Source organism: Rhizobium lusitanum, assembly GCF_014189535.1.
Lineage (GTDB): Bacteria > Pseudomonadota > Alphaproteobacteria > Rhizobiales > Rhizobiaceae > Rhizobium > Rhizobium lusitanum_C.
In genome coordinates, this window is record NZ_CP050308.1 from 1,820,685 (window position 1) to 1,836,059 (window position 15,375).

Annotated in this window: 17 protein-coding genes and 1 tRNA gene; 4 read left to right on the top strand and 14 right to left on the bottom strand. The window is 60.1% G+C overall.

The features are described from left to right. Nucleotides 1–133 precede the first annotated feature (133 nt). From yacG to HB780_RS22565, 9 genes are all read right to left on the bottom strand, one after another. Nucleotides 134–349, bottom strand: a complete 216-nt coding sequence (yacG, locus tag HB780_RS22525) for a DNA gyrase inhibitor YacG (protein ID WP_183696777.1) — start codon at nucleotides 347–349, stop codon at nucleotides 134–136. A 5-nt stretch (nucleotides 350–354) separates the two neighbouring features. After that, nucleotides 355–975, bottom strand: a complete 621-nt coding sequence (locus HB780_RS22530; protein WP_183696780.1) for a Maf-like protein — start codon at nucleotides 973–975, stop codon at nucleotides 355–357. A gap of 55 nt (nucleotides 976–1,030) precedes the next feature. Then, nucleotides 1,031–1,249 carry a translation initiation factor IF-1 gene (gene infA, locus HB780_RS22535; RefSeq protein WP_004117876.1) on the bottom strand — a complete coding sequence of 73 codons (219 nt, stop codon included), beginning with the start codon at nucleotides 1,247–1,249 and terminating at the stop codon, nucleotides 1,031–1,033. Nucleotides 1,250–1,391: 142 nt separating this feature from the next. Beyond that, nucleotides 1,392–1,859: an arsenate-mycothiol transferase ArsC gene (locus tag HB780_RS22540; protein ID WP_183696783.1), complete on the bottom strand. Its 468-nt coding sequence runs from the start codon at nucleotides 1,857–1,859 to the stop codon at nucleotides 1,392–1,394. Between the two features lie 5 nt (nucleotides 1,860–1,864). Beyond that, a complete protein-coding gene (locus HB780_RS22545; protein ID WP_183696786.1) occupies nucleotides 1,865–2,338 on the bottom strand; it encodes a UPF0262 family protein in 474 nt (157 codons plus the stop codon). 3 nt (nucleotides 2,339–2,341) lie between these two features. Further along, nucleotides 2,342–3,640 (bottom strand): histidinol dehydrogenase, encoded by a 1,299-nt coding sequence (gene hisD / locus HB780_RS22550; RefSeq protein ID WP_183696789.1) that lies wholly within the window; start codon nucleotides 3,638–3,640, stop codon nucleotides 2,342–2,344. 60 nt (nucleotides 3,641–3,700) lie between these two features. Then, entirely contained in the window at nucleotides 3,701–4,144 is a 444-nt protein-coding gene (locus tag HB780_RS22555; protein ID WP_183696793.1) for a DUF2948 family protein, read from the bottom strand. Between the two features lie 131 nt (nucleotides 4,145–4,275). After that, nucleotides 4,276–5,568, bottom strand: coding sequence for a UDP-N-acetylglucosamine 1-carboxyvinyltransferase (gene murA, locus HB780_RS22560; RefSeq protein ID WP_183696796.1), 1,293 nt, complete (start codon nucleotides 5,566–5,568; stop codon nucleotides 4,276–4,278). Between the two features lie 127 nt (nucleotides 5,569–5,695). Continuing rightward, a complete protein-coding gene (locus HB780_RS22565) occupies nucleotides 5,696–5,965 on the bottom strand; it encodes a hypothetical protein (RefSeq protein WP_286203168.1) in 270 nt (89 codons plus the stop codon). Between the two features lie 154 nt (nucleotides 5,966–6,119). On the opposite strand from HB780_RS22565, the gene HB780_RS22570 reads away from it, so the two are divergent. Together HB780_RS22570 and HB780_RS22575 are read left to right on the top strand one after the other, a co-directional pair. Continuing rightward, a tRNA-Thr gene (locus HB780_RS22570) sits at nucleotides 6,120–6,194 on the top strand. Between the two features lie 443 nt (nucleotides 6,195–6,637). Then, nucleotides 6,638–7,558 carry an AbiTii domain-containing protein gene (locus tag HB780_RS22575; protein ID WP_183696799.1) on the top strand — a complete coding sequence of 307 codons (921 nt, stop codon included), beginning with the start codon at nucleotides 6,638–6,640 and terminating at the stop codon, nucleotides 7,556–7,558. Between the two features lie 69 nt (nucleotides 7,559–7,627). Here HB780_RS22575 and HB780_RS22580 read toward each other — a convergent pair whose 3' ends face one another. Then, the gene (locus HB780_RS22580; protein ID WP_174052397.1) at nucleotides 7,628–7,975 is read right to left on the bottom strand and encodes a CAP-Gly domain protein; all 348 of its coding nucleotides are present in this window, start codon (nucleotides 7,973–7,975) and stop codon (nucleotides 7,628–7,630) included. 261 nt (nucleotides 7,976–8,236) lie between these two features. On the opposite strand from HB780_RS22580, the gene HB780_RS22585 reads away from it, so the two are divergent. Next, entirely contained in the window at nucleotides 8,237–8,710 is a 474-nt protein-coding gene (locus HB780_RS22585; RefSeq protein ID WP_183696801.1) for a VOC family protein, read from the top strand. 26 nt (nucleotides 8,711–8,736) lie between these two features. On the opposite strand, the gene HB780_RS22590 is transcribed toward HB780_RS22585, so the two are convergent. Continuing rightward, complete coding sequence (locus HB780_RS22590; protein ID WP_183696804.1) at nucleotides 8,737–9,174, bottom strand: VOC family protein; 438 nt, start codon at nucleotides 9,172–9,174, stop codon at nucleotides 8,737–8,739. Between the two features lie 341 nt (nucleotides 9,175–9,515). Here HB780_RS22590 and HB780_RS22595 point away from each other — a divergent pair, with 341 nt between their 5' ends. Next, nucleotides 9,516–10,298, top strand: coding sequence for a metallophosphoesterase family protein (locus HB780_RS22595; RefSeq protein WP_286203169.1), 783 nt, complete (start codon nucleotides 9,516–9,518; stop codon nucleotides 10,296–10,298). A 74-nt stretch (nucleotides 10,299–10,372) separates the two neighbouring features. On the opposite strand, the gene HB780_RS22600 is transcribed toward HB780_RS22595, so the two are convergent. From HB780_RS22600 to HB780_RS22610, 3 genes are read right to left on the bottom strand one after another with little or no spacing between them, the layout of a single operon-like run. Then, nucleotides 10,373–13,528: an efflux RND transporter permease subunit gene (locus tag HB780_RS22600; protein WP_183696807.1), complete on the bottom strand. Its 3,156-nt coding sequence runs from the start codon at nucleotides 13,526–13,528 to the stop codon at nucleotides 10,373–10,375. 19 nt (nucleotides 13,529–13,547) lie between these two features. Further along, entirely contained in the window at nucleotides 13,548–14,705 is a 1,158-nt protein-coding gene (locus tag HB780_RS22605) for an efflux RND transporter periplasmic adaptor subunit (protein ID WP_183696809.1), read from the bottom strand. A gap of 58 nt (nucleotides 14,706–14,763) precedes the next feature. Further along, nucleotides 14,764–15,372, bottom strand: coding sequence for a TetR/AcrR family transcriptional regulator (locus HB780_RS22610; protein ID WP_183696812.1), 609 nt, complete (start codon nucleotides 15,370–15,372; stop codon nucleotides 14,764–14,766). Nucleotides 15,373–15,375 lie beyond the last annotated feature (3 nt).

Consider the following 15,375-nt stretch of genomic DNA (forward strand, 5'->3'; position numbering starts at 1 on the left):
CGAGCGGGGTTATAGCATCTTGTTCGTCCATGTCTAGCCGCAAATGACTCTTTTTTGACAGGAAATAGATTTTTGGCAATTTACGAACAAAATGAATGGCTTCGCCGGACCGAACATCGAAATGGTGACGGGACTATTCCTCGTCGGGATAGTCCGCCTTGGTCTCGTCCTCGGCAACGGGAATGGCATAGGAGCCGTTGAGCCATCGGGACAGATCGGCCGAGCGACAGCGATCCGAGCAGAAGGGGTAGTGCTCGCGCACCGAAGGCCGGCCGCATTCCACGCAAGGCCGTGTCTTGCGCAGCGGCTCGATCTTTGCGCCAACCTTGATTTTATCATCATCTGCCATGACGGTCACCCTTCCTGCCAGGTGGCATGAACGTCGAACCCCTCGCCCGCCAGAAGCAGCATGGTTTCATAAAGTGGCAATCCGACGACATTGGTGTAGGAGCCGATCAGCTTCTGCACGAAGGAGCCCGCGAGCCCCTGGATGCCATAGGCACCCGCCTTGCCGCGCCATTGGCCGGAGGCGAGGTACATGTCGATGTCCCTGGCCGACAGCCGCTTGAAGCGAACCTTGGTCTCGATGACCTTCTGGCGCAGCTTGCGGTCGGGCGTGACCAGGCAGACGCCGGTATAGACGACATGGCTGCGGCCGGAGAGCAGGTGCAGCGCCGAAGACGCCTCGTCGACGAACTCCGCCTTCGGGAGAATCCGGCGGCCGACGGCCACGACCGTGTCGGCGGCAAGGATATAGCTTCCCTGCCAGGCGACATCGCTCTTCAACGCGGCAAACGCCGCCTCGGCCTTTTCGGTCGAAAGCCTGCGCGCCAGCGATCGCGGATGCTCCGACTTCTTCGGAGCCTCATCGATATCCATGGGCATCAGGCGCGCCGCTTCTATCCCTGCCTGATGCAGGAGGTCGACGCGGCGCGGCGATCCGGAGGCCAGTATCAGCTTGTGTTTCAGCGCCATAAAACCTCGACCTATCAGGCGGGAGACGGACAGCCGGCTCGAAAACGAGCTGCGACTACTTGAAACGGTAGGTGATGCGGCCCTTGGTCAGGTCGTAAGGGGTCATTTCCACCAGCACCTTGTCGCCGGCGAGAACGCGGATGCGGTTCTTGCGCATGCGGCCAGCAGTGTGGGCGATGATCTCGTGCTCGTTTTCCAGCTTCACGCGGAAGGTCGCGTTCGGCAGCAATTCGGTGACGACACCCGGAAATTCTAGGACTTCTTCTTTCGGCATTAAAGCTTCTTTTCCTGTAGGGTTGTGGCCGGCGCCCGTGGCAAAATGCGGGGTCGCCGGAAATTTGGGCGGAAACTACACAATCGCCGCGGTTTTGTGAACCACGTTGACAAGGGTTTCTGCATTTGTTTCACGCGGCACCCTAAAGGGAGCCGCGATGTTCCACCAGCCTGCTTTCGATCAGGCCCTGAAGATAGTCCCGCACATCGCGGTAAGCACTCAGGATCTGCTCGCGCGTGTCGCCGATCGCCGAGGGATCCATGGTCGGCCAATAGATGACGTCGATGGCGTTGGCCCGCGTCAGCTCCAGCGCCGCATGATGCGCCTCGGGGGAGAGTGTGATGATGAGATCGAAGAAATCATCCTCCAGATCCTCCAGCGTCTGCGGCTGCCGGCGCCCGAGCGAAAGACCGATCTCGTCGAGCACGACATCGACGAAGGGATTGCGTTCGCCGGCACGCACGCCTGCCGAAGCGATGTAGATCCCCTGCGGCAGCATCCCACGCGCAATGACTTCCGCCATCGGCGAGCGGATGGTGTTCAGCCCGCACATGAAGAGGATGGCGCCCGGCGCCTTTACGCTATGGTCGATGGCCTCTACCTGCTCCATCGCCGTCACCCGCGCCAATAGAGCACGCAGACGAGGGTGAAGAGCCGCCGCGCCGTGTCGAAATCCACAGTGATCTTGCCCTGCAGCCGCTCCATCAGCGTCCGCGACCCCTCATTGTGGATACCGCGGCGACCCATGTCGATCGCCTCAATGCGGCTAGGGGTGGCCGAGCGGATCGCCTCGTAATAGCTCTCGCAGATCATGAAATAATCCTTCACGATCCGGCGAAACGGCGTCAGCGACAGGATATGGGCGGCAACGGCCGCTCCCTCTTCGGTCCGAATATCGAAAACCAGCTTCTGGTCGACCAGCGACAGGTTCAGCAGATAGGGTCCGCCGGCATGTCCCGCAGGCTCAAAGCTGTTTTCCTCGATCAGGTCGAAAATGGCGACGGCGCGCTCATGCTCGACATCAGGCGTCGAACGGCCGATCGTGTCGTCCAGGACCACATCGCTCAGCCGGAAGACGCCATCAACCATGCCTTACCCCTCGAGATTGAGGCGGATCGCAACCGACCGCGCATGAGCATCGAGCCCTTCTGCTTCCGCCAGCGCGATCGCTGCCGGGCCAAGCGCGCGCAGTTGCTCCGGCCCGAGCCGCAGGATCGACGTGCGCTTGACGAAATCGAGCACCGACAGGCCGGACGAAAAACGGGCGGAGCGGGCCGTCGGTAGCACATGATTGGAGCCGCCAACATAATCGCCGATCACTTCCGGCGTATGACGGCCGACGAAGATGGCGCCGGCATTGCGGATGCCTGCGAGCAGCGTATCGGGATCGTCGACCGCGAGCTCGACATGTTCGGCGGCAATGCGATTGGCAAGCGGAACGGCCTGCCTCAGATCAGAGACCAGAATGATGGCGCCGAAATCTCGCCAGCTCGCTGCCGCCGTCTTCGCACGGCTAAGCCGCTTCAGCTGCCGCTCGACAGCGCCTTCGACAGCCTTGCCGAACTCGGCGTCATCGGTGATCAGGATCGACTGCGCGCCTTCGTCATGCTCGGCCTGCGCCAGGAGATCGGCGGCAAGCCAGTCCGGATCATTGTGCTTGTCGGCGATAACAAGCACTTCGGAGGGGCCGGCGATCATGTCGATGCCGACGGTGCCGAACACATGCCGCTTGGCGGCGGCGACATAGGCATTGCCGGGGCCAGTGATCTTGTAGACCGGGGCAATCGTCTCCGTGCCATAGGCAAGAGCTGCAATCGCCTGCGCGCCACCGATACGATAGATCTCCTCGACGCCGGCCATGCGGGCAGCCGCCAGCACCGCCGGATTGATCGTGCCGCCCATGGTCGGCACCGTGATGACGACGCGCTCGACGCCGGCAACCTTGGCCGGCACGGCATTCATCAGCACAGAGCTTGGATAGCTTGCCGTGCCGCCGGGCACGTAGAGACCGACGGCCTCGATCGCCGTCCAGCGCGAACCGAGGCCGACGCCAAGATCGTCCTCGTAGATATCGTCCTTCGGCAATTGCCGGCGGTGATGCGATTCGATGCGGGTGGCCGCGACCTTGAGCGCGCCCAGCACTTCGGCGGGGACGGCGGCAACCGCCGCGTCGATCTCCGCTTCGGTGACGCGCATCGGCGTCGTGGCGAAATCGATGCCTTCGAATTTCTTGGAATAGTCTGATAGAGCCGCGTCGCCGCGCGCCCTGACATCGTCGATGATGGCGCGCACGACGACATTCACGTCCTCGGACACTTCCCGCTTGGTCGTGAGAAAAGCGGCGAACTGCTCCTCGAACCCTTCCGACGCCTGATCCAGCCAGATAGCCACGCTGATAATCCTTTTACATCGAAGCCGCCGCCAGCGGCCGAAACTTGTCCCTCGCCCGGCTTAGCCGGCGTCGTCCGGATGACTGGGCTTATTAGCCGTTTCCCACGCGCCGCCAATATCCGCAAGCTGAACTTCGATACATTCGACATCAAGCGCGATGGTGGCCTTGCCGGCGAGCGTCAGCTCGATGGTGCCATCAGGCCCGTCGCCCTTCTGGTCGAAGCGGATGGCGAGCAGCGACAGCACCTCGTCGCGCCGGCGACGATCGACGCCGCTGGAGCGCACCGCCAGCACCCGCTTGAACACCAGCGCGGCGCGATGACGCTCGAACGTCTTGCTCTTCCGATCCGAGAGTTCCCAGACGAACCGGTTGGCGGTCAGCGAAAATTGCCTAAGCTTTGGCGCATAGGACATGTCGCCGACCTTGAAGACGCTGTCCTGCATATGCGCGGAAACAATGCCTAAGTCTTCGGTGTCGAGTGCCAGTAGCTTGAGATTGGTCATTCGTCTGATATCCCTGATCGCCCCGGAATTGCCGATAGCGGCACTTCCTCGTGATGAGATAGGATGCGTGCGGGAAAGACGCAACCGGAGAAAACGGGCTTCTCCGGTCTGTTCACGGGCAATAGCGGGAATTAGTCGCTGATACGCTCGACGATCGCGCCGCAACGCGTCAGCTTGTCTTCCAGCCGCTCGAAGCCACGATCGAGATGATAAATGCGCGACACCAGCGTTTCGCCCTCGGCGGCAAGGCCGGCGATAACAAGCGATACCGAAGCGCGAAGGTCGGTCGCCATGACCGGCGCGCCCTTCAGCCGCTCGACGCCCTCGATCTTGGCCGTCTGGCCGGAGAGCGAGATTTTTGCGCCGAGGCGGGCGAGTTCCTGCACATGCATGAAACGGTTTTCGAAGATGGTCTCGGTGATATGCGAGGTGCCGGTCGAACGCGTCATCAGCGCCATGAACTGCGCCTGCAGGTCGGTCGGGAAGCCCGGGAAGGGATCGGTGACGACGTCGACCGGCTGGATGCCGCCGCCGTTGCGCCTGACGCGGATGCCGTTATTGGTCGCCGAGATATCGGCACCGGCGCGGCGCAGGCTGTCCAGCGCCGTATCGAGCAGCACCATGTCGGTGTTTTCCAGCGTGACGTCGCCGCCGGCCATGGCAACGGCCATGGCATAGGTGCCGGTCTCGATGCGATCCGGCAGGACGCGGTGACGCGCGCCGGAGAGCGAGGTGACGCCTTCGATGGTGATCGTGCTGGTGCCGGCGCCGGTGATCTTGGCGCCCATGGCGATCAGGCAGTTGGCAAGATCGACGACTTCAGGCTCGCGGGCAGCATTGCCGATGATCGTCGTGCCGCGGGCAAGGGTCGCCGCCATCATCAGCACATGCGTCGCGCCAACCGAAACCTTCGGGAAGTCATAGCGCGCACCGATCAGGCCGCCCTTGGGCGCGGTGGCGTTGATATAGCCGCCATCGATTTCCATGTTGGCGCCAAGCGCCGTCAGGCCCTCGATGAACAGATCGACCGGACGCGTGCCAATGGCGCAGCCGCCGGGCAGCGACACGCGCGCCTGGCCTTCGCGGGCAAGCAGCGGCCCGATGACCCAGAAGCTGGCGCGCATCTTGGCCACCAGCTCGTAGGGCGCGGTCGTGTCGACGATGGTGCGGCAGGTGAAATGGATGGTGCGGGAATAGGCGTCTTCCTGGCGCTCGCGCCGGCCGTTAACGGCGACGTCGACGCCGTGATTGCCGAGAATGCGCTGTAGCAGCTCGACATCGGCCAGATGCGGCACGTTTTCGAGCGTCAGCGTATCGCTGGTCAGCAGCGACGCGATCATCAGCGGCAGGGCGGCATTCTTGGCGCCGGAGATCGGAATGATACCGTTAAGCTCGTTGCCGCCGACAATCCTGATACGATCCATATATAAACTACGGGCCGAGCCCGCCTTTCCTGAAGTTCCGTCCGCCTGGGAGAAGGCGCTCTTTAGACGAAATAGATTAAAGCTTCAATTCGTTTGATAGCTGTTTGATGATGGGCGACATGAATCATTACGATTCGTCCATTTTTGCGGCGGCGATCTTCTCCGGCGCGGTATTTGCGGCCGGCAGCCCATCGGTCTCGTCCGCCTGGCCTGCGCGGCGCGCCCTCACCTGCTGCTTTCGACGACCGAGATTTTCGCGCAGCTTCTGCGCCGCCCGCTCCCGCCGCCGATCCGCCTGGGTGACCGGCTTGCCGACCACGCGCTCTTCCGCCTCGCCGGCCGTCAAACCGCCTTGCGAGATCGCCTCATCACCATTTTTCGTCTTATCCACACCCATGCGCTTCCCATAGCCGAAATCCCCGCACTTCAAAAGGCCGACGCATTTTTTCCCGCGATCTTTCACAGAAGTTGAAATTTGCGGCTTGCACTCAGCCCCGACCTATGGCAATAGCCGCCTCGCCCAATACGGCGCGCCAGACGCGCCACGGTTTGCTGCTATAGCTCAGGGGTAGAGCACTCCCTTGGTAAGGGAGAGGCCGAGAGTTCAAATCTCTCTAGCAGCACCAGTTTTCTTCTTGGCTGAATGTTTATTTCAGAATCTTTATAGTCTTTGGTGAAATTTTGCTATCGGGCCTCTTTGAGCCCATAAGTTTCACTGAGGATTGCAAAGAAGTCTCTAAGACCTAATCCAACGCGTCTCGTGACTCGGAGCCATCGTTCTTTATCCTTGTCGGAAAACGCCGCTCAATCTTCTTGATCAACTCCCTAGTTATGAACTTCGATTTAGCGCTTATAGCTGGATAGGGATCGTCTTCCAGCGAGCGCATCTCCAAACGATACTTCTTAACAGCAATGAATTCCACGACTTTTCATCCCATAATTGTCCGCGTGAATCACAAACTGCACGGCCTTAGGTTGCACATAAGCACACTTATGCTAAGAGTCTTATGTACATCATGCTGATAAACTGAATCAACAACGCACACCCCGGCACGAGAGATTCTGAGAAATGAGCTTGTTGCTAGAAATCCAATCGGAAGCGGTTAATGATGCCATCTCCGTTTCATCATTGTTGCGAAAATGTCTTCTTCTCGCCGGTCGCATCGACAGCAACCTTCTAGAGGAATGGGTGAAACATGAGCTAAACGGATACCCGGACAATACCGAAGTTCCGGACTATCGGCGTATTTCAATTGCTTTTAAGGCAACTTTTGCAGGCCCACTCGGAGCAGCGATTAAAAACGCTCCGATTCCACAACATATAGTCGAAACAATTACTAAAGATCCCGGCATTTCGATGCATCACGCCCGACAAAGCATTGGGACAATTGACGATTCGGAAGAAACCAGAAAATACGGTGTACTTTATCTTAATATGGATAACGTAGCACTTCTTCTGCACGGCAAGATCTACAATAAGTACTACTATCCCGCTTCATTTTGGGCCGAAGTTCCAACAATGGCTGTTATTGGCATTCTCGACGCAGTCAGAACAAGAGTACTGGAATTCTCTTTGAGACTATGGCAAAAATACCCCATAGCAGGAGAAATAAACGGGCTAAACATGACTAGCGATGAGGTAAGAAAAGACGTTTCTCAAATATTCAATACAACGATAAACGGCAACGCAAGCCTTATCGGAGTAGCAAACAATTCAGAAATTACCAATATAAATATATCCGGAAATATCAACGAACTAAGAACTATACTTAAAAATAACGGCGTAGACTCTACCGATATCGACGAAATCGAAGAGCATCTTAAACACGAGCCTACACTATCGCAGGACGATAATTTTGGACCTCGTGTCAAAGGCTGGCTTGGCAAGATGATGGGCAAGGCTGCATCGGGCGCCTGGAGCGTGGGTCTAGGTGCTGGAGGTACTCTCCTAGAGAGAGCATTGCTTAGTTACTACGGCTTCAACGGATAACTATTATTGCCCAGCGCCGATACTGCTATGGCCCAATATTCCCAAATCCATTTAGCTATCCCCCAAAAATCAAACCTTCTCCGTCTTCTTAACCTTCACCTTCGGCTCCACAGGCGCATCCGGCGTCGGAGCCAGCAGCTTGCGCAGGGTCGCGATCTTGTCCTTGACGAGCGGGCGGAAGCGGGTGGCGCGGTAGGGCATGTCGGCGGCGCCGTAGCCTTCGGGGCCGTCGTCGTTGCCGCGGTGGATCTCTTCCAGCTTCACGCCGATGAAATTGCCGTCGATATAGTGCGAGTATTCGCCGACCCAGCGGATCGTGTAGATCGTGCCCTTGCGGATCAGCTGGTCGATGCTGACATGCTTGAACTTGTCATCGATACAGACGACCTTCTGGCCCACATGGAAATCGTAGCTCACTCTCATCTCCTTGAAGCGACGGCCCTGCATCGCCCTGTCGTCTGGCGCCAAGCATATTCGCATATGCACCGGCTGGTAAATGCAAAGAGCATGACGGTGGTCGATTTATGATCATACCGGGAGAAGTCGCGCGCGGCGGCCGGGTTTAACCGCATGGCGTTGGCCGCTTTCGGGCAAACTCAAAAAACTTTCCATTCCCCTGTCGGCTTCGCCCCTCACCATCCGTCCTTGGAGCATTCCAACCCAAGAGAGGAGCATCCCATGTCCAAAATTGCCCCATGCCTGTGGTTCGCAACCGAGGCCGAGGAAGCGGCCAATTTCTATGTGTCGCTGTTTCCGGACTCGCGCATCGACCATGTGCAGAAGAACGTCATCGAAACACCCGGCGGCCCGCAGGGCAGCGTGCTGGTGGTGAGCTTCACGCTTGCCGGCCAGCGCTTCATGGCGCTGAATGGCGGCACACGCTTCGACTATACCCATGCGATCTCGCTGGAGGTGGATTGCGACGACCAGGCCGAGGTGGACCGGCTCTGGGACGGGCTTTCCGCCGGCGGCGCCATCGAGCAATGCGGCTGGCTGAAGGACCGCTACGGCGTCTCCTGGCAGATCGTCCCGAAAGTGGTCATGCAGATGCTGGCCGACCCCGACCCGGCCAAGGCCGCCCGCGTGCTGCAGGCGGTCATGGAGATGGTGAAGCTCGATATTGCCGGCCTGCAGGCGGCCTATCACGGATAGCGCGCAACGATTGCGAACTATCCGCCTTAGACCCGCTCTCTGCGCAGCCGCGCGATCGCCTGGAGCTGCAAGGCCTTCTCGCCGAGCTGCATCAGCTCGATGCGGTTGCCTTCGGGATCGGCGATCCAGGCCTGGTAGTTATGATCAACGCCGAGCTTCTTTTCGGAGGTGAGCGCGACGCCTTTGCTGGTCAGCTCGGCAATCGCGCCGTCGATATCATCGACCTCAAGGCAGAGATGATTGAAGCCGACATTGGCAAACGGCGGCGCACTGTCGCCGACGGCATCGGGAAACAGCTCGAGATATTGCGTATCGGTGATGCGCAGATAGACGATCCAGAGGCGATCATCCTGCTCCAGCCGGAACATCTCCTCGAAGCCCAGCTTGTTGACGTAGAAATCGAGCGAACGCTCGATATCCTTGACGCTGACGGCGACGTGGCCGATCGATTTTACATGTTTCATGCGCAATACCTCCTCTTATGCCTGTCTCCCTGACCGGAGCCATGGGGAGCAGAAGGCGGCGGGATCGTCAAGGCCGTTCGACCGCCACGCACCGCCGGCGGGAAGCACATCCGCCCCAAAACGCTCCACCGCGCCTACCGCTCCCCATGGCTCCGGTCAGATTGACGCAAGCGGGATTTATCGCTTGCCCTTTCTTAACCGCGCAAAGGCCTCGCCCACCAACGCATATTGCGCTGCAGCATCGGTTGGATTACCGTCGCATCATCGCCCTAAGTAGGTGGAATTATTGAATTATTTCAAAAGATATTGCGCCGCCGCGCCGGTGCTTGCGGATGTCGACGATGGGACTATTTTATCGGCTATTCAGCGGCAAAATGGCGAAATCCATGGAACAGTTCCGGCGTGCCCGCATCGATCTTTTGGCTCAGAATTACACAGCCATTTATGCGCTGAGCGACATTCATGGCTGCCATGATGAACTGATCGAGGCCGAGAAACGCATCGTCGCGGATGCCGCCAAAATTCCCGGCCGCAAGCTCCTGATGTTCCTCGGCGACTATGTCGATCGCGGCCCGCGATCGAGCGATGTGTTGCAACATTTGTGCGATCCGCCACCCACGGGCTTCGATCGCTACAGTCTGCTCGGCAATCACGACGACGTCTTCTTGAAATTTCTCGACGATCCACATAGCAACCGCGACTGGCTGGAATATGGCTCAGGCCCGACGCTCGCCTCCTATGGCGTCGACATGGACTATCTGCTCGGGCAAGCAGGCCGGAGCCTCGAGGAGCTTGGCGAGGCCGCCCGGCGGGCCATCCCGCCGGCGCATGTCAAATTGCTGCGCTCGCTGCCAGTCGCCGTCACCGTCGGCTCCATCATCTTCGTCCATGCCGGCATTCAGCCGAACATATCCCTGGCGGGGCAGACCGATGACGATCTGATCTGGATCCGCGAACCCTTTCTCTCCCAGGGGCCGCAATTGCCGGTGCTGGTGGTGCATGGCCATACGCCGAGCCCGCGCCCGACCTTCGGCAGCGGCCGCATCGGCATCGACACCGCCGTGTCCATGGGCGGAACCCTGACCGTCCTGAAGATCGCCGACGGCCAGCCGACGATCCTCTAAGCACCCATCCCGCAAGAATCAAAAGGAGCCTCGGCATAGACCGAGACCCCTTTTCTTCATTTTGTCCGTGCCTGTTATTCGGCGGCCATGGCCGGCGGCAGATGGTCCACGGCGTCGTTGCTTTCCTGCGGCTGCTCGACCGTCGGCTCGGCCGATTTCTTCTTCGGCTCACGGCCGAAGAACAGCGCGTAGCCCGCCGGCAGCACGAAGATGGTGAGCACGGTAGCAACCAGGATGCCGCCCATCATGGAGTAGGCGAGCGGCCCCCAGAAGACGCCGCGCGAGATCGGGATCAGCGCCAGAACCGCCGTCAGCGCCGTCAGCACGATCGGCCGGAAACGCCGCACGGCCGCGCCGATGATCGCTTCCTTCCGGTCCATCCCTACCGCAATATCCTGGTCGATCTGGTCGACGAGGATGATCGAGTTGCGGATGATGATGCCGAGCAGCGCGATGACGCCGAGGATCGCCACGAAGCCGAAGGGCGCGCCGCTGATCAGGAGGGCGCCCGCCGCACCGATGATGCCAAGCGGGCCGGTGGACAGCACCAGCATCGCCTTGCCGAAATGCTGCAACTGCGCCATCAGCAGCACGACGATGATGATCAGCATGATCGGCGCCTTGGCGGCGATCGAAGCCTGGCTTTCGGCGCTGTCTTCGGCACCGCCCTGGATCTCGATCTTGTAGCCGGCAGGCAGGCTGTTCCTGAGATCAGCCATGTCATTATAGAGCTTGGCCGTGACATCGTTCGACTGCACGTTGTCGGGCAATGTCGCCCGGACCGTGATCGTCGGCAGGCGGTCGCGACGCCACTCGATGCCCTGCTCCATCACGGGCTCGATCTTGGCGACCTGCGACAGCGGCACGAAACCACCGCTATCGGTCGGAATATAGATCGAGTTGACCGAGGTCAGCAGATGACGGCTGGCAGCCGGCTCCCTGACGACGATGCCGACGGTCTCCTCTCCCTCGCGATAGTTGTCGAGGGTGGCGCCGGACATGGTGGCCTGCAGCATCTGGCGGATACGCTGCGAGGTGACGCCGAGAGCGCGGGCACGATCCTGATCGATCACCAGCTTCATCGCCGGCACAGGCTCGAGCCAGTCGTCATGGATGGCGCCGAGCAGCGGATTCTGTATGAAGCGCTGCTTCACCTCGTCAGCAATATGGCGAACTTCCTGCCGGTCCGGACCCATGACGCGAAGCTGCACTGGCCAGCCGGTCGGCGGGCCGAGGAACAGACGGTCGACCTTGCCGCGGACCGTGGGGAAGTCGGCGGCAAGAATGCCGCGCAGCTTGATGATCAGCCGTTCACGCGCGGGCTCGTCGTTTGCCATGACCAGCATCTGGGCATAGTTCGGATTGGTGAGCTGCTGGTCGAGCGGCAGGAAGAAGCGCGGCGCGCCCTGGCCGACATAGGTGGCGATGAAGCGCTTGTCCGGATCGTCGGCCACGCGTGCTTGCAGAGCCTGCGCCTGCCGTTCGACTTCCTTGATGCTGGTGCCTTCCGGCAGCCAGAGATCGACCAGGATTTCCGGACGCGAGGATTGCGGGAAGAAGTTCTGCGGGATGAACTGGAAGGACCACAGGCTGCCGACGAAGGCGGCAAGCGTCAGAAGCAGCACGATGACGCGATGGCGCACGGCCCAGGCAACAGAGGAGCGCAGGCGGCGATAGAAACGCGTGTCGAAGACATCGTGATGCTCGCCGACATGGTGGCGCTGCTTCAGGATCATATAGCCGAGCCAGGGCGTGAAATAGACCGCGACGAACCAAGAAATCACCAGCGCGATGCCGACGACATAGAAGAGCGTGCGGACATATTCACCCGCCGTCGAGGCGGCGAAACCAACCGGAATGAAGCCGGCCGTGGTGATCAGCGTGCCGGTCAGCATCGGGAAGGCTGTGGAGGTGTAGGCAAAGCTTGCCGCATCGAGCTTGGCGAGCCCCTCCTCCAGCTTGCGCTCCATCAGTTCGACGACGATCATGGCGTCGTCGACCAGAAGACCAAGCGCAATGATGAGCGCGCCGAGCGAGATGCGCTGCAGGTCGATGCCGAGCTCGTACATGATGGCGAAGGTCGCCGCCAGCACCAGCGGAATGGCGATGGCGATCACCAGGCCGGAACGCCAGCCGATCGACAGGAACGAGACGATCAGCACGATCACCAGCGCCTCGCCGAGCGCATGCATGAACTCGCTGATGGCGTCGGTCACGACCTCAGGCTGGTTGGCAACCTGATCGACCTGTACGCCGACCGGCAGCGAAGCCGTGAAGCGCTTGTAGGTCTCTTCCACCGCCGCGCCGACATCGGTCACCTTGTTGCCATTGGCCATGACGACACCGAGCTGGACGCTCTCGTGACCGTTGTAGAGGAACTTGGCCGTATAGGGATCCTGCAGCCCGGCGCTCACCGTGGCGATGTCACCGAGACGCGTCACCTGGCCGCCGGCTGTCAGCCGGAGGTTCTTGATATCCTCGATCTTGTTGACGTCACCCTCGACCGAGATGCGCACCGAGCGCGTGCTGGTGTCGACGGTACCGGCCGGATCGACATTGTTCTGGCCAACGATCGCGTTCTGGAGAGCGGTCAGCGTCAAGCCGCGCTCGGCCAGCACCTTGGAGGAGACATCGATATAGATCTGCTCCGGCTGATCACCGATGATCACGGCCTTCTCGACGCCTGGCGTTGCGAGCAGCATGTCGCGCGCCTGGATCGCGAATTTCTTCAGCTCGGGATAGCTATAGCCGTTGCCACTGATCGAATGCAGGGTGATGTAGGTGTCGCCGAACTCATCGTTGAAATAGGGGCCTTGCAGGCCGGCCGGCAGCGTATTGGCGATGTCGCCGACCTTCTTGCGCACCTGATAGAAGGCGTCCTTCACCTGTGCGGTGTTGGTGTCACCCTTGATCTGGACGGTGGTGATGGCAAAGCCGGCGCGCGTATAGGATTTGACCCAATCGAGATGCGGCGTTTCCTGCAGCTTGCGCTCGATCTTGTTGACCACCTGGTCTTCCATGTCCTGCAGCGAGGCACCAGGCCAGACGGTCTGCACGACCATGACGCGGAAGGTGAAATCCGGGTCTTCCTTCTGGCCCATATGGGTCAGCCCGAATGCTCCGGCGATGATAATCAGCGCGAACAGGAAGCGCGCGATGCTCGGATGGGCAATCGCCCAACGCGACAGATTGAAAGGCTTCTTCTCTTCCGAGGTGCTGTTGATAGTCATTGTCTCGCCCTCGATCCGCTTAGCGCACGATATCGGCAGCGGCCGTAGCGGCACTGCCATTGGTCGCGGCCGATACCTGCTGGGCATCCGGTACCTTGACCTTCATATTCTCAGTCATGAACTGCGTGCCAGCGGCAACGACGACATCCCCGGCCTTCAGGCCCTCGGCGACGCGCACGCCGTCATCGGCAAAGTCGGCGACCTTGACGTTGCGCGAATGCACCGTGCCGGCGCTGCGGTCGACCAGCCAGACAATCTGCTGGCCGTCCCTCTGGGCAAGCGCGCTCAGCGGAATGGAGACGTAGGGCTGGGTATTGCCGGCCTCAGCCTCGATCGTCGCAGTCATGCCGAGCAGCACGCGTTGATCGCTCGGCAGGCTGACACGCACCGCAAAGGTACGCGACTGCGCATCGGCACTGCCCGCGACTTCGCGCACCTTGCCATCGAGCACCAGCGCGTCGTCGGACCAGAAGCGCGCCTTGACGCCCTTGCCGACCTTGAATTGCGCGATATCCATTTCCGGCACGGCAATCAGCACTTCCTTCTCGCCGTCGACAGCGACGGTAATGACGGGCGTACCGGAGCTCACCACCTGGCCGACATCGGCATTGACGGTCGTCACGATGCCGTTCATGTCCGACGTGAGGTCACTATAAGCAACCTGGTTCTTCGCCTCCGTCAGCGCCGACACGGCGGAATCCCGCGTCGAGACGGCCTGATCATAGGAAAGCTCAGCCTGTTCGAGCTGAGACTTCGACCCGACACTCTTGTCGAAGAGCTGCTGGGCGCGATTGCGGGCAAGCGCCGTTGTCTGCATCTGCTTTTCAGCCGAATCGAGATCCGCCTGCGAGCGACGCACCGCCAGGGCGTAATCGGTGGGATCGATGCGGGCGAGCACGTCGCCGGGCTTGACCTTCTGACCGATGTCCACCTTGCGCTCGATGATCTTGCCGCTGACGCGGAAGCCGAGGTTCATATCCGTCCGCGCCTTGACCGAGCCGGAATAGTCGAGCTTGCGCACTGTATCCGCCTGCGCGATCTCGACCACCTTCACCGGCCGGACCACCTCGGCGGCCTCTTCCTTCTTCTCGTTGCAGCCGGAAAGCATGAGACCAATAGCAGCAATGAGTGCGGCGCCGGCTATGGATCGTATCGTGGTGGTCGTCAGCGAACGCATGTCGCTCTCCTTAGTCAAACGGAATGCAAGCACGGCCGATCATTCGGCACGCGGACTGCTATTTCTTCAGCGCCCTGATGGCGAATTCGATAAGGTCTTCGGGTTCGGCCCGATTAGGCTTGGCGAGACATTGCGCCACCATCTGCGGATGGCAGAGATTGACCGTCGCCGCGCCGAAGCATTTCGATGCAACATAGGGGTCCTGTTCAAGAAATTCGCCGGCAGCGATACCCTCGGCGATGATCTCGGCTATCAAATCCTGAACGCGATCGATAAACTTTTCGATGACATGCCAATCGTGCTCGATGGCGATGATCACCATCTCATGCACCGTCTGTTCATCGAGCATGGTCTCGCAGGTCCGCGTGTATTGCGCATAGACATAGGCGTGCAGCCGGTCGGAAGCGCTGATCGGGCGACGGCGGATTTCCAGCGCCATCTGGTAGCTGGCCTCAAGCATCCGCCCGCAAACCGCATGGCGAATTTCAGTCTTGGAGGCAAAAAAACGATAGATATTCGCTGTGGACATGCCGAGGTCGCGCGCGATGTCGGCGACCGTCGTCTTGGCGTAGCCGTAGTGGCGAAACAGCCTTTCGGCTGAGTCCAGGATTTTCGTGATGTTTTCCTGACGCGCTGGATCGGCGCTGACATCGGAAAGATCAAGCATGGC